The 19620-nt window shown below is 59.2% G+C and carries 21 protein-coding genes and 1 tRNA gene; 11 read left to right on the forward strand and 11 right to left on the reverse strand.

Annotated features, from left to right (window positions below; all coding sequences use genetic code 11):
- Window positions 1-127: 127 nt before the first annotated feature.
- The 3 genes from B195_RS21605 to B195_RS21615 all read right to left on the reverse strand — a co-directional run bounded on the left by B195_RS21605 (window position 128) and on the right by B195_RS21615 (window position 2118).
- Window positions 128-1420: an arsenic transporter gene (locus tag B195_RS21605; protein ID WP_003438542.1), complete on the reverse strand. Its 1293-nt coding sequence runs from the start codon at window positions 1418-1420 to the stop codon at window positions 128-130.
- Between the two features lie 19 nt (window positions 1421-1439).
- Window positions 1440-1793: a metalloregulator ArsR/SmtB family transcription factor gene (locus B195_RS21610; RefSeq protein ID WP_003438539.1), complete on the reverse strand. Its 354-nt coding sequence runs from the start codon at window positions 1791-1793 to the stop codon at window positions 1440-1442.
- A gap of 76 nt (window positions 1794-1869) precedes the next feature.
- Window positions 1870-2118, reverse strand: coding sequence for a DUF1272 domain-containing protein (locus B195_RS21615; protein ID WP_003438536.1), 249 nt, complete (start codon window positions 2116-2118; stop codon window positions 1870-1872).
- 207 nt (window positions 2119-2325) lie between these two features.
- Between B195_RS21615 and B195_RS21620 the strand changes: the two genes are divergently transcribed.
- Entirely contained in the window at window positions 2326-2931 is a 606-nt protein-coding gene (locus B195_RS21620) for a biliverdin-producing heme oxygenase (RefSeq protein ID WP_003438533.1), read from the forward strand.
- Window positions 2928-5201: an ATP-binding protein gene (locus tag B195_RS21625; protein ID WP_003438530.1), complete on the forward strand. Its 2274-nt coding sequence runs from the start codon at window positions 2928-2930 to the stop codon at window positions 5199-5201. Before B195_RS21620 ends, B195_RS21625 begins: the two co-directional genes overlap by 4 nt.
- A 12-nt stretch (window positions 5202-5213) precedes the next feature.
- Here the strand turns inward: B195_RS21625 and gltS are convergent, their stop codons facing one another.
- From gltS to gabP, 4 genes are all read right to left on the reverse strand, one after another.
- Entirely contained in the window at window positions 5214-6422 is a 1209-nt protein-coding gene (gene gltS / locus B195_RS21630; protein ID WP_003438528.1) for a sodium/glutamate symporter, read from the reverse strand.
- Window positions 6423-6480: 58 nt separating this feature from the next.
- Window positions 6481-7419: a formimidoylglutamase gene (gene hutG / locus B195_RS21635; RefSeq protein WP_003438526.1), complete on the reverse strand. Its 939-nt coding sequence runs from the start codon at window positions 7417-7419 to the stop codon at window positions 6481-6483.
- 20 nt (window positions 7420-7439) lie between these two features.
- Window positions 7440-8165 (reverse strand): IclR family transcriptional regulator, encoded by a 726-nt coding sequence (locus B195_RS21640; RefSeq protein ID WP_003438523.1) that lies wholly within the window; start codon window positions 8163-8165, stop codon window positions 7440-7442.
- 190 nt (window positions 8166-8355) lie between these two features.
- Window positions 8356-9747 (reverse strand): GABA permease, encoded by a 1392-nt coding sequence (gene gabP / locus B195_RS21645; protein ID WP_003438522.1) that lies wholly within the window; start codon window positions 9745-9747, stop codon window positions 8356-8358.
- Window positions 9748-10282: 535 nt separating this feature from the next.
- Here gabP and B195_RS21650 point away from each other — a divergent pair.
- From B195_RS21650 to B195_RS21670, 5 genes are read left to right on the forward strand one after another with little or no spacing between them, the layout of a single operon-like run.
- Entirely contained in the window at window positions 10283-11056 is a 774-nt protein-coding gene (locus B195_RS21650) for an ABC transporter ATP-binding protein (RefSeq protein WP_003438521.1), read from the forward strand.
- Between the two features lie 13 nt (window positions 11057-11069).
- Complete coding sequence (locus B195_RS21655) at window positions 11070-11822, forward strand: transporter substrate-binding domain-containing protein (RefSeq protein ID WP_003438520.1); 753 nt, start codon at window positions 11070-11072, stop codon at window positions 11820-11822.
- 58 nt (window positions 11823-11880) lie between these two features.
- The gene (locus tag B195_RS21660) at window positions 11881-12573 is read left to right on the forward strand and encodes an ABC transporter permease (protein ID WP_003438519.1); all 693 of its coding nucleotides are present in this window, start codon (window positions 11881-11883) and stop codon (window positions 12571-12573) included.
- Window positions 12573-13262, forward strand: a complete 690-nt coding sequence (locus B195_RS21665; protein ID WP_003438518.1) for an ABC transporter permease — start codon at window positions 12573-12575, stop codon at window positions 13260-13262. The genes B195_RS21660 and B195_RS21665 overlap by 1 nt, the downstream gene beginning before the upstream one ends.
- Window positions 13243-14466 carry a methyltransferase gene (locus B195_RS21670; protein ID WP_003438511.1) on the forward strand — a complete coding sequence of 408 codons (1224 nt, stop codon included), beginning with the start codon at window positions 13243-13245 and terminating at the stop codon, window positions 14464-14466. Before B195_RS21665 ends, B195_RS21670 begins: the two co-directional genes overlap by 20 nt.
- A 37-nt stretch (window positions 14467-14503) precedes the next feature.
- Here the strand turns inward: B195_RS21670 and uraH are convergent, their stop codons facing one another.
- On the reverse strand, window positions 14504-14914 hold the full coding sequence (gene uraH / locus B195_RS21675) for a hydroxyisourate hydrolase (protein WP_003438508.1): 411 nt from the start codon (window positions 14912-14914) through the stop codon (window positions 14504-14506).
- A gap of 32 nt (window positions 14915-14946) precedes the next feature.
- On the reverse strand, window positions 14947-15426 hold the full coding sequence (locus tag B195_RS21680; protein WP_003438506.1) for a heme-binding protein: 480 nt from the start codon (window positions 15424-15426) through the stop codon (window positions 14947-14949).
- Between the two features lie 135 nt (window positions 15427-15561).
- On the opposite strand from B195_RS21680, the gene B195_RS21685 reads away from it, so the two are divergent.
- On the forward strand, window positions 15562-16236 hold the full coding sequence (locus B195_RS21685; protein ID WP_003438502.1) for a heavy metal response regulator transcription factor: 675 nt from the start codon (window positions 15562-15564) through the stop codon (window positions 16234-16236).
- Window positions 16229-17608 (forward strand): heavy metal sensor histidine kinase, encoded by a 1380-nt coding sequence (locus B195_RS21690; RefSeq protein WP_003438498.1) that lies wholly within the window; start codon window positions 16229-16231, stop codon window positions 17606-17608. Before B195_RS21685 ends, B195_RS21690 begins: the two co-directional genes overlap by 8 nt.
- Here the strand turns inward: B195_RS21690 and B195_RS21695 are convergent.
- Window positions 17557-18309 (reverse strand): DUF72 domain-containing protein, encoded by a 753-nt coding sequence (locus tag B195_RS21695; protein ID WP_238143947.1) that lies wholly within the window; start codon window positions 18307-18309, stop codon window positions 17557-17559. The genes B195_RS21690 and B195_RS21695 overlap by 52 nt on opposite strands.
- Entirely contained in the window at window positions 18306-18737 is a 432-nt protein-coding gene (locus tag B195_RS21700; RefSeq protein WP_003438488.1) for a hypothetical protein, read from the reverse strand. The genes B195_RS21695 and B195_RS21700 overlap by 4 nt, the downstream gene beginning before the upstream one ends.
- Before the next feature lie 147 nt (window positions 18738-18884).
- Here B195_RS21700 and B195_RS21705 point away from each other — a divergent pair.
- Window positions 18885-18960, forward strand: a tRNA-Thr gene (locus tag B195_RS21705).
- Between the two features lie 164 nt (window positions 18961-19124).
- Window positions 19125-19436 (forward strand): superinfection immunity protein, encoded by a 312-nt coding sequence (locus tag B195_RS21710; RefSeq protein ID WP_003438485.1) that lies wholly within the window; start codon window positions 19125-19127, stop codon window positions 19434-19436.
- The last annotated feature ends 184 nt before the right edge of the window (window positions 19437-19620 follow it).

Here is a 19620-nt window from a genome sequence, read left to right on the forward strand (position 1 = left end):
CCGGAAGAGCTGGCGAACGATGTACCCGGCGCCATACAACACCCCCTCCGGACGCCAAAAAACCTGTAGGAGCGAGCTTGCCTCGCGAGCTGTTGGCGGACTGAAAAGCTCGCGAGCAAGCTCGCTCCTACAGGGGGCTGCCTCCCAATCGCACGGCCAGTGCCGCCAAAGTGATCAAGAGCACCGGTAACGTCAGCACGATCCCGACCTTGAAGTAGTAACCCCAGCTAATGCGGATCCCCTTGCGCGCCAGTACGTGCAGCCACAAAAGAGTGGCCAGACTGCCGATCGGGGTGATTTTTGGCCCCAGGTCGCTGCCGATCACGTTGGCGTAGATCATGGCGTCCCTGATCACCCCGCTAGCGTTGCTGGCGTCAATGGACAGGGCTCCGATCAGTACGGTTGGCAGGTTGTTCATCACCGATGACAGCAACGCTGCCAGCAGCCCCGTCCCCAGGGTCGCGCCCCACACACCGTAGCGGGCGAAGCCGTCGAGCCAGCCCGCGAGGTAATCGGTGAGCCCGGCGTTACGCAGGCCGTAGACCACCAGGTACATGCCCAGGGAAAAAATCACGATTTGCCAGGGGGCTTCCCTGAGCACTTTGCGGGTGGAGATTTTGTGCCCGCGAGCCGCGATGCCCAGCAACAAAGCCGCGCACAGGGCCGAGATGGCACTGATGGGAATCCCCAGCGGTTCCAGGGCGAAACAGCCCGCCAACAGGATCCCCAGTACCCACCAGCCCGCCACGAAGGTGGCTTTGTCATTGATGGCACTGGCCGGATCAGCCAGCTGCGCAGGGTCGTAGGCGGCGGGAATGTCGCGCCGGAAATACCACAGCAGCATGCCCAGCGTGGCAGCCACGCTCACCAGGTTGACCGGCACCATCACCGCGGCGTACTGGTTGAAGCCGATTTTGAAGTAATCCGCCGAGACGATATTGACCAGGTTCGACACCACCAGCGGCAAGCTCGCGGTGTCGGCAATGAAGCCGGCCCCCATCACAAATGCCAGGGTCGCCGCCGGTGAAAATCGCAGCGCCAACAACATGGCGACCACGATCGGGGTGAGGATCAGCGCCGCGCCGTCGTTGGCAAACAATGCCGAAACCAGGGCCCCAAGCAACACCATGCAAGCGAACAAGCCTTTACCGCGGCCCCTGCCCCAGCGCGCCACATGCAAGGCCGCCCAGGCAAAGAACCCGGCTTCATCGAGCAACAGGCTGATGATGATCAGCGCCACGAAAGTGCCCGTGGCATTCCAGATGATCGCCCATACAACAGGCACATCGCCCGGCTGCACCACACCAAAGATCAGGGCCAGCAACGCACCCAGGGAAGCGCTCCAGCCCACCCCGAGCCCTCGGGGCTGCCAGATGACCAGCACAATCGTGAACACAAAAATTGCAACTGCAGCCAACATAAAATTCTCCCGACCCGGCTTAGCAGCAGCGGTTGCGTTGAGGGCGATCGCCCATGGCTGCAAGGCGCAGCATATCGTCGCGCAGCCATTGGCCGTTGGCGTTCAGGGTGGTGTCGAGAACCGCCACGACCCACTGCGGCAGCGCCGGATTCAGCCGGTAATAAACCCACTGGCCCTGACGCCGGTCCAGCAGCAGCCCGCTGCTGCGCAATTGCGCCAGATGCCTTGAGATTTTGGGCTGGCTGTCATTCAGCGCGCACATCAGCTCACACACGCACAGCTCACCTTCTTGCACGATGAGCAGCGCCGAGCGCATGCGGGTGGCATCAGCCAGACATTTAAAAATCGCCGGAGGGGAAAAATCGTCCGTCATCTCGCATCGCCTTGCATATGGGAATCCGAATATATGAATTTCCATATGTAATAACAACCAGGATAAACCGCTCAGGTCAGTTGCGGGTGCTGCATCCTTCAGGCTTGTTCACTCGGGTTTTGGATGCAGGGTTGTTGCCCAACTTGTTGTCCGGCCGACGCGGCCGCACCACCAACTCGCCGCCGCAGTTAGGACAAAGCCCGCCCAGCTTTTGCTCCGAACAGGAGGCGCAAAACGTGCATTCGAATGAACAGATCCGCGCAAGGGACGAATCAGGCGGAAGGTCACAATCACAGCATTCGCAATTGGGGCGTAATTCGAGCATGAGCACCTCGGCTGGACGAAAACATTCGTTGTTGCAGTTAAGACGCTTCCAACAAAAAGCCAATCGTTAATTTGCGCGTAAAAATGCCGGAGCTGTGCGTGAGATCAAAACCTTCTATCTGAATGAATGGCACTTTTTGATTTTCACGCCTTCATATCTTGATCAGCGCTCCTTTCAAAGCGTACACAGAGAGCCCCGTCACACGGCATGCCATACGAATCCAGCTCCCCGCCAACGCCTTCGGTTTTGCACGAGCTCCGCTCCGGCACCCAGACCCTGCATGTCGCGCTTGAGAAGCGCCTGCCGTTTTTCTCGGACAGCCTTGACCTGCAACGTTACACACGCTTGCTGGCGGCCTATTACGGGTTCTATCAGGCCATGGAGAGCAGGCTTGCAAACAGCCCCTTGATCCCGCCGGGCTTTGACCTGCACGCACGCCTCAAGACTCAGGCCCTGGAGCAAGATCTGCAGGCCCTGGGCATCAATCCCGGGACACTCTCGCTGTGCCCGTCCCTGCCGCAGTTGAACAGCGAAGCCAGTGTGCTTGGGGTTTTATATGTGCTTGAGGGTGCCACGCTGGGCGGCAATATCTTGCGCAAACAAATATCCGAGCGCCTGGGGCTGCAAGCCCATGACGGTGGCGCCTTTCTCTATGTATATGGCGAAGCCACCGGCCGCAACTGGAAATCGTTCCTGGATTTTCTCTGCGCAATGCCGCTGGACGCCGGGGCACGCGCCGAGGCCGTCAAGGCGGCCTGTTTTACTTTCAGCTGTTTCGAGCAATGGTTAGAACGTCAGGAGGTGTTGTTATGAACCCACTGGATACTGAAGCTTTTGAAGTCTTGCTGGCCAACTGCGCTGACGAGCCCATTCGTTTTCCGGGGGCCATTCAGCCCCACGGTATTTTGGTGACCCTCTGCGGTCCCGAGCTACTCATCCAGCAGGTCAGTGCCAATGTCGAGACGCTGTTCGGCATGCTGCCTGCAGCCCTGTTGAATCAACCGCTGTCGATGCTGACCGGCCCGCAGGCAGCCGCCGCGGTGCAACAAGCCAGCCACTTCGTCGAGCAAATCGATATGCCGCCACTGGAGCTGAATCTGCAGGGGCTGACCTGGGAGGGCTTGTTACACCGCAGCAACGGCACCCTGATTCTGGAACTTGAGTTAAAGCCCGATGAAACCGAGCTCAACAGCACGATGGCCAAAGTGCGCAACCTGAGCCGCGTACTGCAACGCCTGCAGGCGGCCAGGACACTGCCCGCGCTGTACGAAATCTGCGTCAGCGAGATTCAGGCGCTGACCGGGTATGACCGGGTACTGATTTACCACTTTCATGAAGAGGGTCACGGCCAGGTCATCGCCGAAGCCTCAGCCCCTGCGATGGAGCTGTTCAACGGCATGTTCTTTCCGGCCTCGGACATCCCGGTGCAGGCGCGCGAGCTGTATCGCACCCATTGGCTGCGCATCATTCCCGACGCGGCCTATGAGCCGGTACAGCTGGTCCCCAAACTGCGCCCAGACACGGGGCAAGCACTGGACCTCAGCGGAGCAGCCTTGCGCAGCGTGTCGCCGATCCACTGCCAATACATGCAGAACATGGGCGTACTGTCTTCGATGAGTATCTCCCTGATGGATGGCGAACGGCTCTGGGGCCTGATCAGTTGCGGTCATCGCACCCCCCTGCATGTGCCGCACGAGCTGCGCATGGCGTGCCAGACTATTGGCCAGGTCCTGTCCTTACAGATCAGTGCCTTGCAAACCCTGGAAATCAGCCGCCAGCGAGAAGCAAAAATAGACGCTCTGGTGCACCTGAACAGCGCCATGGAGCAAGGCCCGGAAAATGTGTTCGACGGTCTGGCACTGGAGCCACGGTTGTTGATGGAACTGACCCGGGCCAGCGGTGTAGCCATCATCGAAGACAAAGTGCTGCACCGTTATGGCCAATGCCCGCACCCCGAACAAATCCGTGATCTGTACCGATGGTTCAAGCAATCCGGCGACCCTGTATTTTCCACCCACAGCCTGTCGACGGTTTATGCCCCGGCCACCGAGTACAAGGACGTCGCCAGCGGCCTGTTGGCCATGTGCCTGCCCAAGCCTGTGGACAATGCCGTGCTGTGGTTTCGCAGCGAGATCAAAGAAAGCATCCCGTGGAGTGGCGACCCGAATAAACCTCTGAACCTGGAACACAGCGCTACCGGTTTGCGACTGAGCCCGCGCACCTCGTTCGAGCTGTGGAAAGTCGAGGTGGACGGTATCTGCGAAAAATGGAGCCACGGCGATTTGTTCGCAGCCAACGACCTGCGTCGCTCGGCACTGGAAAACGACCTGAGCCGTCAGGTTCTGCGCGAGCAGCAGGCAGTACGGGCGCGGGATGAGTTGGTGGCGGTGGTGTCACACGACTTGCGCAACCCCATGACCATCATCTCCATGCTGTGCGGGATGATGCAGAAAACCTTCAGCAGTGACGGCTCCCATGCTTCACGGCGCATCACAACCGCCATCGACACCATGCAACAGGCCACCAGCCGCATGAACATCCTGCTCGAAGATTTGCTCGATACGTCCAAGATAGAAGCCGGGCGCTACACGATCTCCCCCCAGTCACTGGACGTGACCCAGATCTTTGAAGAAGCGCTGTCGTTGCTGACGCCATTGGCCACCGACAAGGGGCTCGAGCTGACCTTCCACTCAGAGCCCGATCTGAAAATCCATGCCGACCCCGAGCGTCTGTTCCAGGTGCTGTCGAACTTGATCAGCAACGCGATCAAGTTCACCCCTGCTCAAGGCACCATAAAAGTGGCCGCCATAACCAGCGGAGACGACATTGTGTTCAGCGTACGCGACTCCGGCAAAGGCATCCCGGCCGAGCAACTGCCGCACATCTTTGAACGCTACTGGACGGCGAAGGAAGGAAATACCTCTGGCACTGGCCTTGGGCTGTACATCTCTCAAGGGATCATCAAGGCCCACGGCGGCCTGTTGAGTGCACAAAGCACCCTGGGCCAAGGCAGTGAATTCCGCTTTACCGTGCGCCGCGTAGAGCCTGTCGAAGGCAGCCAGCTCCCACAAGAGCTGGCCTGACATCACCTGACCTTAGCTGAACGCGTTGATAAACCAGGTGATCATGGGGATGGCCACAATGTCGATCAGCACTGCGCCGCATAACGGCACGATGATGAAGGCCTTGTAGGAGAACACTTTGTAGTGGTCACAGATGGCACCCATGTTGGCCACGGCATTGGGTGTCGCTCCCAGACCGTGCCCCATGAAGCCTGCACACAGGACTGCAGCGTCGTAGTTGCGGCCAAACAGGCGGAACAGGACGAACACGCAGAGCAGGATCATGATCACCACTTGCACCACCAGGATCACCAGCAGCGGCAACCCCAGCTTCTCCAGTTCCCAGAACTTGAGACTCATCATGGCCATGGTCAGGAACATGCCCAGGCTCACGTCGCCAATGGTGCTCACGGCATGATCGGGCATCTCTACAGCCTGGGTGCGGTCATTGATATTGCGCAGAATGATGGCCACGAACATCGCGCCCACATAGCTCGGCAGTACGATGCCCAAATGCTGCTGCAAGCTGCCGCCCAGCCAGAAGCCCAGGACCATGATCACCACGATGCAGGTCAGCAACCGCAGCAAGGTCGCAGCATCCAGAGCCGCCGGAGGGGTGTGGACCACTTCTTCGAAAGCCTTGAGGTTGCCCACTTCCTCCGCCTTGACCGTCAATTTGTTGCGCTCGATCAACCAGCGTGCCAGCGGACTGCCCAGCAAACCGCCGGCCACCATGCCGAAGGTCGCTGCCGCCAGAGCGGCAGTGGTCGCGCCTACCGCACCGAGGTTCTCGGCAATCGGGCCGAACGCGGCCGCGGCACCGAAACCACCTTCCAGCGACACCGCACCGGCCATGATCCCCAGCAACGGGTCGATACCCAGCAGCTTGGCCACACTGACACCCACCACGTTTTGCACCAGGGCCAGGCCCCAGCACGCACCCAGGTAGATAAACAGCAACTTGCCGCCCTTGCGCAGCAGCCCCAGGCTTCCCCCCAGGCCGACGGTGGTGAAAAACGCCACCATCAACGGCGTTTGCAGGCTGGTATCGAGGGTCAGGTCGAGCAGTTGCCGATCACGTAACAGCCAGATCACCAAGGCAAAACCAAAGCCGCCAATCACCGGTGCCGGAACACAGAGTTGGCGCAGCCAGTAGCTGCGTTTTTTCAATTGGGCACCCAGGCCCAGCAGGAGCAGCGCGAGAGCAAGGGTGCTCAACGCATCCAGTTCGAATGTCAGCATGGCGAATTTCTCTTTTTCTTATGATTCAACAAGCGGTTTCAGGGATATACGGAAAAACTCAATCAATCAGGCTGGCGAGCAGACGCGCGCCGATACGGGCGGTTCGGTTATCGGTGTCCAGGCTCGGATTGAGCTCGGCAATGTCGGCCATGCGCAATTTGCCGCTGGCTTTGGCATGGCGTACCAGATGCTCGACGATCTGCATGTCCACCCCATGGGCAGACGGCGCGCTGACCCCGGGCGCCTGGCTGGCGGGCAAAACGTCAAGACAGATGGTCATGTAGAGGTGGTCGACCTCTTGCAAAAATTCGTCGATCAGGGCTTCGCAGGCAGAGATGTCCCAGCTGTTCATCTGCCGGTCGAGGCGGTAACGCACCTTCAGTTGCTCGGCCTGTTCAAACAGCGCAGCGGTGTTATTCAGCTGGCTGACGCCCAGGCAACAGTAGGTAAAGGGCATGTCGGCACGCTGGCAATACTCGGCAATCTGCCGGAAAGGAGTGCCCGAGCTGCTTTGCCCGGCATGCCGCAAATCAAAGTGGGCATCGAAGTTCAGAACCCCGATCCGCGCCTGCGGACTGCGCTGACGCAAGTGATCGGCCAGACCGCTGAAGCTGGCAAAAGCGATTTCATGGCCGCCACCCAACCCCAACGGCAAGTGCCCCTGGTCGAGCAGGAAGCTGACGTGGGAGGCGTAGATCTGCTGTGCGCCTTCAAGGTCGCTGTCGGTACAGCCCACATCGCCCGCGTCATACAGCGGTGTCTGGCCGTGCCAGGCCAGATTGGCCAGGGCCTTGCGCAAGGCCGGCGGCCCCAGGCGGGCACCGGTGCGGCCTTGATTGCGCTTGACCCCTTCATCGCAGGCCAGTCCGATCAGTGCCGCGCCCGCAGGCTGGCTCCGGGCAAAGGGCTTGACCCATTGATGCCAGCGCAGTGCGCCCTGCCCTTCGGCAGCGTCTACGCGGCCTGTCCACACCTGCATCTCGGGAACCATGGTCATGCTTGAAACTCCAGTCAAATTCAGTCGAGCCGGGCGCTCAGGCGCAGCGCTACATCCTGGGTCCAGCGGATCAGGCGTTCACTGCGGTGTTGTGCCCGGATGGCCGGGGCCATGAGGCTGATAGCACCCAGCAGGCGATTGCGGCTGTCGACCACCGGCGCACTGACGCCCCAGATGCCGTCGTCAATTTCACTCAGGCTCACGGCATAGCCGGTCGCGCGAATCTCGGCAAAATTGCGCTGATAAGTGGCGATTTCTTCACTTTCGATGCCCTGCGCCTGAAGAATCGGCAGGCTTTGTGCCTCATCCATGTACGCCAGTAACACCCGTGCCGAAGCACCGACCAACAGCGGCTGGGCCAGCCCTTTCTGGTAACAGCAGCGCAGCGGTTGCGGGCTGTCGACCAGCTCGATGCAAATCGCCTGGCCATTACTCGGCACCATCAATGCCACGCTTTCCTGGCTCTGTTCGGCCAGGCGCTTGAGTTCAGCCTTGGCCAGCGTCACCAGCACGGCTTCGCGATCGAACTTCTTGGCCAGCTGCAAACAGGCAGGCCCCGGCAAATAGCGGCCCTGACCGTTTTCTTCGGCCAGGCCCCAGCGCAACAGGGTCTTGAGGTGTCGATAGGTGCTGCTGAGCGGCTGTGACAGCTGCTCGGACAGTTCTTTGGCGGAGATCGCCTCGCCGGATTGCCCCAGGGTGACGAGGATCTGCAGCAAACGATCAGTGGGCGTGTTGTAGTTCATATCGGCCTCATGCTCTTGCGGGCATGGTGCACGGAGTTTCCCATTAGCTGAAACTTGATTCCCACTGAGTGGGAAAAATCCGCCAGATAACGATCAGCGGTAAGCAATTCACCTGCTTGCGCCCACAAAAAAGGCCGCCATCCTGAGGGATGGCGGCCCGCTGTACTGAAGGTGGAACGCCGTCCTGGCGTCAGTTCAGTACGGGTGCCCCCAACTTCTCGAGACGTCGGCGACGTGCCACCAACAGGCCCGCCACTACCACCAGAATGCTCAGCAAACCGGTGGCCATGATTTCAACTCGATGCGCTTCCTGGAACAGCATGATGGTCAGGATGGCGACGATAAACACGATGACCGCCCAGGTCAGGCCCGGGAACAGCCACATTTTGAAGGAGATGGTCTCACCCTGCGCCGTACGCTTCTGACGCATGCGCAGTTGCGAGATGGCAATCACCAGGTACACCAGCAGCGCAATGGCGCCGGAGCTGGCCAGCAGGAACTCGAACACGGCTGCCGGTGCGACATAGTTGGCAAACACGGCCAGGAAGGCTGCACCGGTAGACATCATCACCGCCCAGTAAGGGGTGCCGCTGGCGTTGGTACGCTTGGCAGCCGCCGGCGCATCACCGCGTTTGCTCAGGGAGTAGAGCATGCGCGACGAGGTGTAGAGGGCCGAGTTCAGGCAGCTGGTAACTGCGATCAGAACCACGATATCGACGATCAGCTTGGCATTCGGAATGCCCATGCGATCAAGCACGGTCTGATAGGAGCCGAACTGGGCCAGGCCCGGATCGTTCCACGGCACCAGTGCCACAACGATGAAGATCGACACCAGGTAGAACAAGCCGATACGCCAGATCACCGAGTTGGTGGCCTTGGTGATCTGCTTGCTCGGGTCTTTGGATTCAGCCGCCGCGATGGTCACGATTTCCGTGCCCATGAACGAGAACATGGTGGTCAGCATGGCGGCCAGCACAGCGCCCATGCCGTTGGGCATAAAGCCCATATTGTCCACCAGATGCGAAACGCCGCTGACCTGACTGTTTGGCAGCAGGCCGAAAATCGCCATTAGCCCCAAAATGATGAAGCCGATAATCGCCAGCACTTTAACCAGCGCAAACCAGAACTCGAATTCGCCGTAGTTCTTGACGCTGAACAGGTTGGTCGCGGTCAGCAACAGAGTGATGACCAGGGTAAATACCCAGATCTCCGTACCGGGGAACCACGCATGCAGGATGGTGCCGGCGGCGACGGCTTCCAGCGGGATGACCAGCACCCAGAACCACCAGTACAGCCAGCCAATGGTGAAGCCGGCCCAATGCCCGATGGCACGGTCGGCGTAGGTGGAGAACGAACCGGTGTCAGGGGATGCGACGGCCATTTCGGCCAGCATGCGCATCACCAGCACCACCAGCGTACCCGCTGCGGCGTATGCCAGCAGCACTGCAGGACCCGCCTGTGCAATCGCGTGTCCGGAGCCGACAAACAGACCGGCACCGATGACCCCGGCAATCGACAGCATGGTCACATGCCGTGGTTTGAGCCCTTGCTCCAGGCCGTTAGGAGTTTGCGTATTGCTCATTGGGACTACCTTTGCAGTGAAAGCCATTCCGAGCGCCGCGCCTGCTTACCTTCTCGTAAAAAGTAACCAACGGGGCGTTTAGAATTATTTACGCAATAAATGAGCCAAAATGTGACAAGTGCACGGTTTGCGCGGGCTGCATCGATTCATCTCTGGCGTTGCAACCCGTTGAGAGTAATGGCTTTTTGCCAAAGCGTTACCGTAACACTCAGTCACAAGCACCAAAACGCACCAAAAATACTCAAAACTGCCCGTATGGCCCAAAAGCGGTGCGCATCTGTGCCCTTTAGTAGGTTCACGCTTCCAACACAGGGCCAAAGCTGGCAACATCGCGACCTTTTTTAAGCGACACCTGTCTGGCCGAGCGGCAAATTACAGGGTCGGTTGTTGTCCGCGCGACAGTCTGCTGTCGGGATGCGACAAACGGCCACCCTCTCGCCTTTTGTTCCTTTAGAGCAGCTGGTTGCCTTTGTGGCCCTATGCTAGCTTGGCCGCCACACAGCAGGATCGCTCCCGAACACAATGAGGAACGCACATGGCTTTGGCCACGCCCGCGCTTGAAATCCGCAACTTGCATAAACGCTACGGCGAGCTTGAGGTACTTAAAGGTATCTCGCTGACCGCACGCGACGGTGACGTGATCTCGATCCTGGGTTCTTCCGGCTCCGGCAAGTCGACCCTGCTGCGCTGCATCAACCTGCTGGAAAACCCCCATGAGGGCCAGATCCTGGTCGCAGGCGAAGAACTCAAGCTCAAGAAAGCCAAAAATGGCGAACTGGTCGCAGCCGACGGCAAGCAGATCAATCGCATGCGCAGTGAATTGGGTTTTGTATTTCAAAACTTTAATCTATGGCCGCACATGACCATCCTCGACAACATTATCGAGGCTCCCCGTCGTGTCCTGGGCCAGAGCAAGGCTGAGGCAATCGAAGTTGCCGAAGCGTTGCTGGCCAAGGTCGGCATCGCCGAAAAACGCCATGCCTATCCGTCAGAATTGTCCGGCGGCCAGCAACAACGTGCCGCAATTGCCCGCACATTGGCCATGCAGCCCAAAGTAATCCTGTTCGATGAACCCACATCGGCACTTGACCCGGAAATGGTCCAGGAAGTACTTAGTGTTATCCGCGCGCTCGCCGAAGAAGGTCGCACCATGCTGCTGGTCACCCACGAAATGGGCTTTGCCCGTCAGGTGTCTTCGCAAGTCGTGTTTTTGCACCAGGGCCTGATCGAAGAGCAAGGGTCGCCAGAACAGGTGTTCGACAACCCGGTTTCAGCGCGCTGTAAACAATTCATGTCCAGCAACCGCTAACGGAGCAACACGAATGCAAAACTATAAAAAGCTTCTCCTGGCCGCTGCCGCCAGCCTGGTATTCAGTGCCAATGCCCTGGCTGTTGATAAGTACAAAGTGGGGATCGAAGGGGCCTACCCTCCGTTCAACAACAAGAACGCCAGCGGGCAAGTGGTCGGTTTTGACTACGACATTGCCATGGCCCTGTGCGCCAAGATGAAAGCCGAGTGCGAAGTTGTGACCTCGGATTGGGACGGCATCATTCCCGCACTGAACGCCAAGAAGTACGACTTTATTGTCTCTTCCCTGTCGATCACTGACGACCGCAAACAGGCTGTCGACTTCACAGACCCGTACTACTCCAACAAACAGCAGTTCGTGGCCAAGAAAGGTGTCGATTTCAAAACCGACATTGAATCGCTGAAAAGCAAAAAACTGGGCACCCAGCGCTCAACCCAGGCCGCAACGTGGCTGGAAGATAACGTGGGTGGGGACATCGCCTTGTACGATACCCAGGAAAACGCCTATCTCGACTTGTCCTCGGGCCGTGTAGACGCACTGCTGGCTGACAAGTACGCCATCTATGGCTGGTTGAAGGATGATCCGGCGGGCAAGGACTATGAGTTCAAGGGCAACCCGATCAACGAAGACGACAAGGTCGGCATTGCTTTGCGTAAAGGCGAAAGCGACTTGCGTACCAAGTTGAACCTCGCGCTCAAAGAAATCAAAGAAGACGGCACCTACAAAAAGATCAACGACAAGTATTTCCCATTCAGCATTGAATGACCTGCCTGACCGGCGCGCCGCAAGGCTGCGCCGGTCCCTAGCAAAGCCTGCCTAATTTATGACTATCGACTTATACGGATTCGGCCCGGCGCTTGCCGCTGGCGCGCTGATGACCGTCAAACTGGCACTCACTGCGCTGTGTCTGGGCCTGGTGCTCGGGTTGCTCGGTGCACTGGCCAAAACTTCGTCCTACAAACCATTGCGATGGCTGGGCGGCGCGTATTCGACTCTGGTGCGCGGCGTTCCGGAGCTGCTGTGGGTCTTGCTGATTTACTTCGGCAGCGTGAATGCCGTACGTGCCCTCGGCGAATTCATCGGCATGCCCGACCTCACCCTCAGTGCCTTCGCGGCGGGTGTGCTGGCTCTGGGACTGTGCTTTGGCGCTTACGCCACTGAGGTTTTCCGCGGTGCCATTCTGGCCATCCCCAAAGGTCACCGCGAAGCGGGCCTGGCGCTGGGCCTGTCGAGGCCGCGGATTTTCAGCAAGCTGGTGCTGCCGCAAATGTGGCGTATCGCCCTGCCCGGCCTGGGCAACCTGTTCATGATCCTGATGAAAGACACCGCGCTGGTATCGGTCATCGGTCTGGAAGAAATCATGCGTCAGGCACAGAACGCCGTGACCTTCGCCAAACACCCGTTCACCTTCTACATGGTGGCTGCCGTGATGTACCTGGGCCTGACCGTACTGGCCATGGGCACCATGCATGTGCTTGAAAAACGCGCGGCGCGCGGCTTTGTGAGGAGAACGTAATGCTCCTGGAACTCTTCATCAAGTGGCTGCCCAAGCTGATTCAGGGCGCAACCCTGACACTGGAGCTGACTGCCCTTTCGGTCATCGCCGGTCTGATTGTCGCCATTCCACTGGGTATCGCCCGCTCATCCAGCCTGTGGTACGTGCGTTCGCTGCCCTATGCCTACATCTTTTTCTTCCGTGGCACGCCGCTGCTGATCCAGCTGTTTCTGGTCTATTACGGCCTGTCGCAGTTCGATGTAGTGCGTGAAAGCGTGTTGTGGCCGTACCTGCGCAGCCCGTTCTGGTGTGCGGTGATCACCATGACCCTGCACACCGCGGCGTACATCGCCGAGATCCTGCGCGGTGCAATCCAGGCCATCCCGCCGGGTGAAATCGAAGCCGCGCGCGCCCTGGGCATGTCGCGCTTCAAGACCCTGGTGCATATCGTGCTGCCCCGTGCTGCGCGTATCGGCCTGCCGGCCTACAGCAACGAAGTGATACTGATGCTCAAGGCCAGCTCGCTGGCGAGCACCGTGACCCTGCTGGAACTGACCGGCATGACCCGCACCATCATTTCCCGCACCTACCAGACGGTGGACATGTTCCTGATAGCCGGTGTGATCTATCTGGTGATGTCGTTTGTGTTGATTCAGGGCTTCAAATTGCTGGAGCGCTGGTTGCGCGTCGATGCCTGCCAGGGGCGTTAATCACAAGGGCGAGCCCCTGCTCGCCCGCTTCGAGGCACTGGACAGGTTTTTGCGCGACCACCAGCACCTGTGGCGCCCACGGCCATTCACCGAACTGAATATGCCGTGGGAAGCGCAACATCCCGAATTGGCCCGGTGGCTGCGCGGGCGCTCCCTGCAAGACGCCGAAGCCAGTCACAACCAGCCCCAATACCTGTCTGCCCCCGCGCCGTTCCCGCAACTGGCCGCCACATCCCTCGCCCTCGGCAGCGTCGAGCGCCTGCCCGGGCAAGCCCTGGCACCGGCCCCCCAGCGCTTGCAAGTGGACGTCCCGGGCCGCAAATGGCAGCAAATAGAAGCCTTCGCCCAAAGCCTTGACTTCAGGCAGGCCCCCGTTCACTGGCTGGACTGGTGCGCGGGCAAAGGCCATTTGGGACGCCGGTTGTTAACCGGTGAGCAGCAGCTGACGTGTCTGGAATACGACCCGGCCCTGATCGACGCAGGTCATGCACTGAGCCAGCGTCACCACTTGCCGGCCCGGCACGTACAACAGGACGTCCTCGCCCCTGACGTCGAATTACACCTGCGGGCCGACATGACCCCCGTCGCCCTGCATGCCTGTGGTGATCTGCATGTGCGCCTGCTGCAACTGGCCAGCGCCGCGGGTTGTGCGCAACTGGCGATCTCGCCCTGCTGCTACAACCGTATCAGCGCCACCCACTATCAGCCGTTATCCACAGCGGCCCGCACCTCGACCCTGCGCCTGTCACTGCAGGACCTGAGCTTGCCGATGAGCGAAACCGTGACCGCCGGCAGCCGGGTGCGGCGCCAGCGCGATGAGTCAATGGCGCGACGCCTGAGCTTCGACCTGTGGCAACGCCAGCACCGTCAGTGCGACCAGTACTTATCCACACCCTCGCTGCCCGGCACCTGGCTCAATAAGCCTTTCGCTCAATACTGCCAAGACCTGGCGCAGCTGAAGAACTTATCCACAAGCGGCGAAGAAGACTGGCCTGCACTTCAGGCAGCAGGCTGGAAACGGCTGGCACAGGTGCGCAATCTGGAGCTGGTACGCGGGCTGTTCCGCCGCCCGATGGAACTGTGGCTGGTGCTGGATCGGGCCTTGTACCTGAGTGAGCGCGGCTATGAGGTGCAGCTTGGGGAGTTCTGCGACAGCCACCTGACCCCGCGCAATCTGATGTTGCTGGCCCAGCGCTGTGGATAACTTGTGGGAGCCCCCTCCCACAATGATTGGCTGCGGTTTACGATCCGCGATAGGTCGAGAACCCGTAAGGGCTCAGCAGCAACGGAATGTGATAGTGCTGATCCGCATTTTTCACTTCGAAAATCACCGGAATTTCCGGAAAGAAAGTATCCCGCCCCGCTTTTTTGAAGTACTCGCCGGTTTTGAAAACCACCCGGTACTGACCCGCTTCCATTGCCTGTTTCTCCGGGAACAACTCGCCGATGCGCCCCTGTTCGTTGGTCACACCCTGTGCCAGCGGCTGCCAGTTCTGGCCAACGTGTTTTTCCAGGGTTACGTTAACCCCTGGCGAAGGCAGGCCGTTTTCAAGGTTGAGCACATGCACGCTCAAAGGGTTGCCAGCCGCCAGTGCCAGGCTCGATATTGCACTCAGGCTCAAGGCCGTCAAAGTGATTCGCAAAGCTTTCATCGGTCTTCCTCAATGGTTAATAAACACTCAACTCAGCGTTGAGTCGTCAGGCCAATCTGTTCGGCGGCCTTGATTGCGCAGGCCTCGTCCTGCTCCGCACCACCGGCCCCCGCCACACCCAGCGCGCCCACCAGCTCACCGTCTGCAAACAGCGGCACACCACCGCCCAGCAGCAACAATTCAGCAATGGAGTTGAGGTTCGCAGCTTCGGGATTGCTGCGCGCACGCTCGGCAAACAGACGGGTCGGGGTTTTGCTCGACAGCGCGGTAAAGGCTTTACGCTGGCTGGCCAGCAGGTTGTGCGGGCCTACCGCCTCGGGGCGCATGGCCGTCAGTACGTTGCCACCGCGATCCAGCACGCTCAGCGCACCGGAGCAGTGCTGGAGCGTGGCATCGGCCAGCTGGCGGGCGGTGGCCAGGTCCAGATCAGCATGACGCGCCAGGTTTGGCGCAGCCTGGGCCGCACCGGCAACGCCCATCGCAGTCCATAACAGCAAAGTTTTCAGCATCATCGGCAAGCTCCTTAACGAGTGCCGACACCTTAGCCAGAGAGCTCCGTCAAAACCCCGTCAGTTGCATTACAAGTTTGTAATAGGCAACGCCACAGAAGACGCCTAGCCTGTGCAGACGATTGATCGAGGTGTGCGATGCGTTTGTTACTGGTTGAAGATGAAGCCAAGACGGCCGATTTCCTGGCCAAAGGCCTGGGCGAGTCAGGCTTTGCGGTAGATGTGGCGCTGAACGGGCTGGACGGACGCTATTTTGTTGAGCAGCAGGAATACGACCTGATCATCCTGGACGTGATGCTGCCGGGGCTCAACGGCTGGCAACTGCTGCAGTTGATCCGTCAGCGTGGCGCCACCCCGGTACTGTTTCTGACCGCCAAGGACGCCATCGAAGACCGGGTTCGCGGCCTGGAACTGGGGGCCGACGATTACTTGCTCAAACCCTTCGCCTTTGCCGAATTACTGGCCCGGGTGCGCACCCTGCTGCGTCGCGGGCCGTTGCGCGAGGCCGAGTCTTACACCATTTCCGACCTCGAAATCGATGTTCTGCGCCGGCGCGTCAGCCGTGGCGGTCAACGCATCAGCCTGACCAACAAGGAGTTCGCATTGCTGCACCTGCTGGCCAGCCGCCAGGGTGAAGTGTTATCGCGCACCTTGATCGCCTCCCAGGTCTGGAACCTCAACTTCGACAGTGACACCAACATGGTTGAAGTCGCCGTACGCCGCCTGCGCTCCAAGGTCGACGACCCGTACATGCCAAAACTTATCCACACCGTACGCGGTGTCGGCTACCAGCTCGAAGCCCCGGATGAATAGATCCATCGCCTGGCGTCTGGCCCTGGCGATTGCCTTGACCTGCGCTCTGGTGCTGAGTGTGATCGGAGTGTTTCTGTATCGCTCGCTGGCCTCGGAGCTGACCTTTCGCGACGATCAGGCACTGCTCGGTCGTCTCGAGCAGGTCCGGGCCCTGCTGCACGACAGCGACAGCCTCGAAGCCCTGCAGGAGCGTCCGCGCCTGTATCAAAACATGCTAGGCAATCTGGACAGTGTGTTGCTGGTCAAACGTAGCGATGGGGGTCGGGTCATCGCCATCAATCCGCATCAGCAAGCACTGCCCGAACTGACACCCATTGCTCAGGATTCGTCGCCGCTACGGTCTGACATCCAGACTGTGGATAACATCGCCTTGCTCACAGGGGTGGCACAAGGCCCGGGTGACGAGCGCTTGATTGTCACCGTCGGCAAACGCCTGCAAGAGCGTGAGCAAATGCTCGCCAGCTACCGGGGGCGTCTGTACATGGCGGTAGGCTTTGGCGCAGTACTCGCCTTCGGCCTTGGCTTGCTGCTGTTGCGACGCGGTCTGGTGCCTCTGCGTGAACTGGCGCAGGCCATGCGCGACATCACCCCCCGCAGCCTCGATCAACGCATGCCCGCCGACAATGTTCCGGCAGAGCTGAAAGAGCCCGTACAGGCACTTAACGCAATGCTGGTTCGCCTCGAAGACAGCTTTGGCCGACTGTCACAGTTCTCTGCCGACCTGGCCCACGAAATTCGCACGCCGCTGCACAACTTGCTGGGCAGTAACAGCCTGGCACTGAACCAGCCACGCAGCCCGGACGAGTATCAGGAACTGCTGGCGTCGAATATCGAAGAGTACGAACGGCTGAACCGCATGGTCGAAAACCTGATTTTCCTGGCCCGTGCCGATCACGGTCAACGGCCCCTGCAACTGCAAACCCTGGACTTGCAGACCGTGGGCGAGGAGTTGTGCGATTACTTTGAGGCCTTGGCAGAAGACCGTCAGTTACAGCTGAACAACTCACTGACAGGGGTGCTGAACGTCGACCAGCAGTTGCTGCAACGGGCCCTGGGTAACTTGCTGGCCAATGCCGTGCGCCATGCCGAAGCCGGGACAACCATCACCTTGCAACGCCGTGATGACGCCCAATATTGCTGGGTTGGCGTACATAACCAGGGCCCGCCCATCGACCCGCAACATCTGGACAGACTGTTCGACCGGTTTTACCGCGTCGATCCCTCCCGTGCAGAACCCGGTGACAGCGGCGGGCTGGGGCTGGCGATCGTGCGCTCGATCATGCTGTTGCATCACGGACAGGTGCGGGTACGCAGCGACGCTCAGGGAACGTTGTTTGAGCTGGGGTTCCCGGCGTTGCCCATGAGTGCTTGAAAGGTCAGCGCGTCGTTGATGGCGAAACCGCTGGCCGTGTTATCGAAAATGAACCAGTACTCGGTCGTAGACGCTGCGCCCATGAGCACCTGTTCTGCCAGCGCCCTGAGTCGGGCTACGCCATATTCACTGTGATAAATGCGCGGCGAGCCATGCAGGCGCCAATATTGCACCCCAGGCCACCCGCCCGGTTGAAAGCCCGTGCTTAATACCGCCGGATCAGCGGCAACCCGGCCGATATGCAGTGTCTGTAACAACTCATCGGCCGCCAGCCACGAGTCGTTACGCGGCTCCAGCACCAATGAGCCCTTGTACCGAAGGCGCACCTCCTGGAAAAACGCCCGTGCAATCTGCGGTTCATACATCAACCCGGGCGGTAATTGCACCAACACACAGCCCAGGCGATCGCCCAACTGCGTGCATTGCGCAAAAAAACTGTCCAGCTCCTCTTCGCAGCTCTGCAAGCGCCGATCATGGGTGATCGATTTGGCTAATTTGACCGAGAATCGGAAGTCCGGCCCTACGCTGTCAGCCCACCGCAGGTAAGTCTGCGCACGGTGGGGCCGGTAAAATGAACTGTTGATTTCCGTGGCCGAAAAGCGCCCGGCGTAACGCTGCAAATGCGTACCGTCACGGGCAAAACGTGGCCAGTATTCACGGCCGATGCTCCATCCGGCGCAGCCCACGAAGACGCGGTTCAAAACAACACCGCAGCGGCATCGCGCATGAAGATTTCCACAGTCTTGGGCCCCACACCGTCGAATTCCAGCAAGCGACGTTCAAAGGTGTGGCGATCTTTCCCGGCACTACAGAGGGCGGCGAATTTACCGTCATATTCATCGAGCAGTTTCCTGGCCAGGGCAGACAGACGGGTGGCGGTAGTTTCGTCGTAACGCACGTAATGTGCCTTACCGAGAATCGACACCAGTTCCCGATGGGAAAGCTGCGCCAGACGGCGGGCCGAGTCACAGCCGTGCTCTTCGACCAGAACCTGATAAGCCCTGGCGGCAATCGGTGCCTGTATTCGCTTGCCCATCAAAAAACTGGCAACGAACCATTTGAACAGGGCGGTCTCATCGCTGGCCTGCAACCTGATGCCCAGATCGTTGGCGGTGATCACTTCAGTCATGACGCGCTCCCTCATCAGCCCTGTGTAGATATGAAAAACACCAGGTGCGGAAGTTCGTTTTTTCGGGTCCGCTGACGCGCGCGTAAAAATAGTCAGTTATCAGGGGTTTACAACTAAAAACATCCGGGTATACTCGTCGCCCATAACGCCGGTATAGCTCAGTTGGTAGAGCAACTGACTTGTAATCAGTAGGTCCCGGGTTCGACTCCTGGTGCCGGCACCATACAGATCAACGACTTAGGCTCACCTTGCGGTGGGCCTTTTTCGTTTATGGGTCAAACCTAGACCACTACAGGGACCACTTCCCGAAAGTACCACCCCCCCTGCCTTACTAAACCGAACGCCGCGAGCTAAGATTGATGTTTCGATTTATCAAAAGGTACGAGTGTGGATTTCGTTTACGGGCTAGTCATGATTGGAATCGCGGTTGCGGTCTATTTCATCCCACTGCTAATAGCGAGCAAGCGTGAACACCCTTCAGGGAATGCGATAGCAGCCTTAAACCTTTTAGCTGGTTGGACGTTCCTTGGATGGCTCATCGCGCTCGTGTGGTCGCTTTCAGCCTTTACGCCTGTCAAAGAACCCAGCAAATTACAGAAAGAAAGCTCAGCGAATGATCTTTTCAGGCTAGCCGAGCTGAGGGAGAAGGGATTGCTCACTCAGGAAGAATTTGAGCGCGAAAAAGCCAAGCTCATCTAACTGCATCAACGCCATGAAAGCGCGGAGACGGTGAGAGTTCCCTATACGGGCCCCACAACTGAATTGAGCAACAGGCACGCATTTAGATTTTTCAGCTATGCCCACATCACTCCCGGATAAGGCACAGCATCCCGGTCTGGCACTGGCTTCGTGGCCTTTGCTATGCCCTTCACTAAATCGTTGT

Source organism: Pseudomonas sp. Lz4W, from assembly GCF_000346225.2.
GTDB lineage: Bacteria > Pseudomonadota > Gammaproteobacteria > Pseudomonadales > Pseudomonadaceae > Aquipseudomonas > Aquipseudomonas paraversuta.

Bases quoted from the DNA above. Each gene is read 5' to 3' on its own strand.
- B195_RS21610 (WP_003438539.1), bottom strand. From the start codon at position 1,793: ATGACGGACGATTTTTCCCCTCCGGCGATTTTTAAATGTCTGGCTGAT.
- B195_RS21655 (WP_003438520.1), top strand. From the start codon at position 11,070: ATGCAAAACTATAAAAAGCTTCTCCTGGCCGCTGCCGCCAGCCTGGTA.
- B195_RS21690 (WP_003438498.1), top strand. From the start codon at position 16,229: ATGAATAGATCCATCGCCTGGCGTCTGGCCCTGGCGATTGCCTTGACC.
- gabP (WP_003438522.1), bottom strand. From the start codon at position 9,747: ATGAGCAATACGCAAACTCCTAACGGCCTGGAGCAAGGGCTCAAACCA.
- B195_RS21620 (WP_003438533.1), top strand. From the start codon at position 2,326: ATGCCATACGAATCCAGCTCCCCGCCAACGCCTTCGGTTTTGCACGAG.
- B195_RS21605 (WP_003438542.1), bottom strand. From the start codon at position 1,420: ATGTTGGCTGCAGTTGCAATTTTTGTGTTCACGATTGTGCTGGTCATC.
- B195_RS21700 (WP_003438488.1), bottom strand. From the start codon at position 18,737: ATGACTGAAGTGATCACCGCCAACGATCTGGGCATCAGGTTGCAGGCC.
- B195_RS21660 (WP_003438519.1), top strand. From the start codon at position 11,881: ATGACTATCGACTTATACGGATTCGGCCCGGCGCTTGCCGCTGGCGCG.
- B195_RS21640 (WP_003438523.1), bottom strand. From the start codon at position 8,165: ATGAACTACAACACGCCCACTGATCGTTTGCTGCAGATCCTCGTCACC.
- hutG (WP_003438526.1), bottom strand. From the start codon at position 7,419: ATGACCATGGTTCCCGAGATGCAGGTGTGGACAGGCCGCGTAGACGCT.
- B195_RS21650 (WP_003438521.1), top strand. From the start codon at position 10,283: ATGGCTTTGGCCACGCCCGCGCTTGAAATCCGCAACTTGCATAAACGC.
- B195_RS21625 (WP_003438530.1), top strand. From the start codon at position 2,928: ATGAACCCACTGGATACTGAAGCTTTTGAAGTCTTGCTGGCCAACTGC.
- B195_RS21615 (WP_003438536.1), bottom strand. From the start codon at position 2,118: ATGCTCGAATTACGCCCCAATTGCGAATGCTGTGATTGTGACCTTCCG.
- uraH (WP_003438508.1), bottom strand. From the start codon at position 14,914: ATGAAAGCTTTGCGAATCACTTTGACGGCCTTGAGCCTGAGTGCAATA.
- B195_RS21685 (WP_003438502.1), top strand. From the start codon at position 15,562: ATGCGTTTGTTACTGGTTGAAGATGAAGCCAAGACGGCCGATTTCCTG.
- gltS (WP_003438528.1), bottom strand. From the start codon at position 6,422: ATGCTGACATTCGAACTGGATGCGTTGAGCACCCTTGCTCTCGCGCTG.
- B195_RS21680 (WP_003438506.1), bottom strand. From the start codon at position 15,426: ATGATGCTGAAAACTTTGCTGTTATGGACTGCGATGGGCGTTGCCGGT.
- B195_RS21670 (WP_003438511.1), top strand. From the start codon at position 13,243: ATGCCTGCCAGGGGCGTTAATCACAAGGGCGAGCCCCTGCTCGCCCGC.
- B195_RS21665 (WP_003438518.1), top strand. From the start codon at position 12,573: ATGCTCCTGGAACTCTTCATCAAGTGGCTGCCCAAGCTGATTCAGGGC.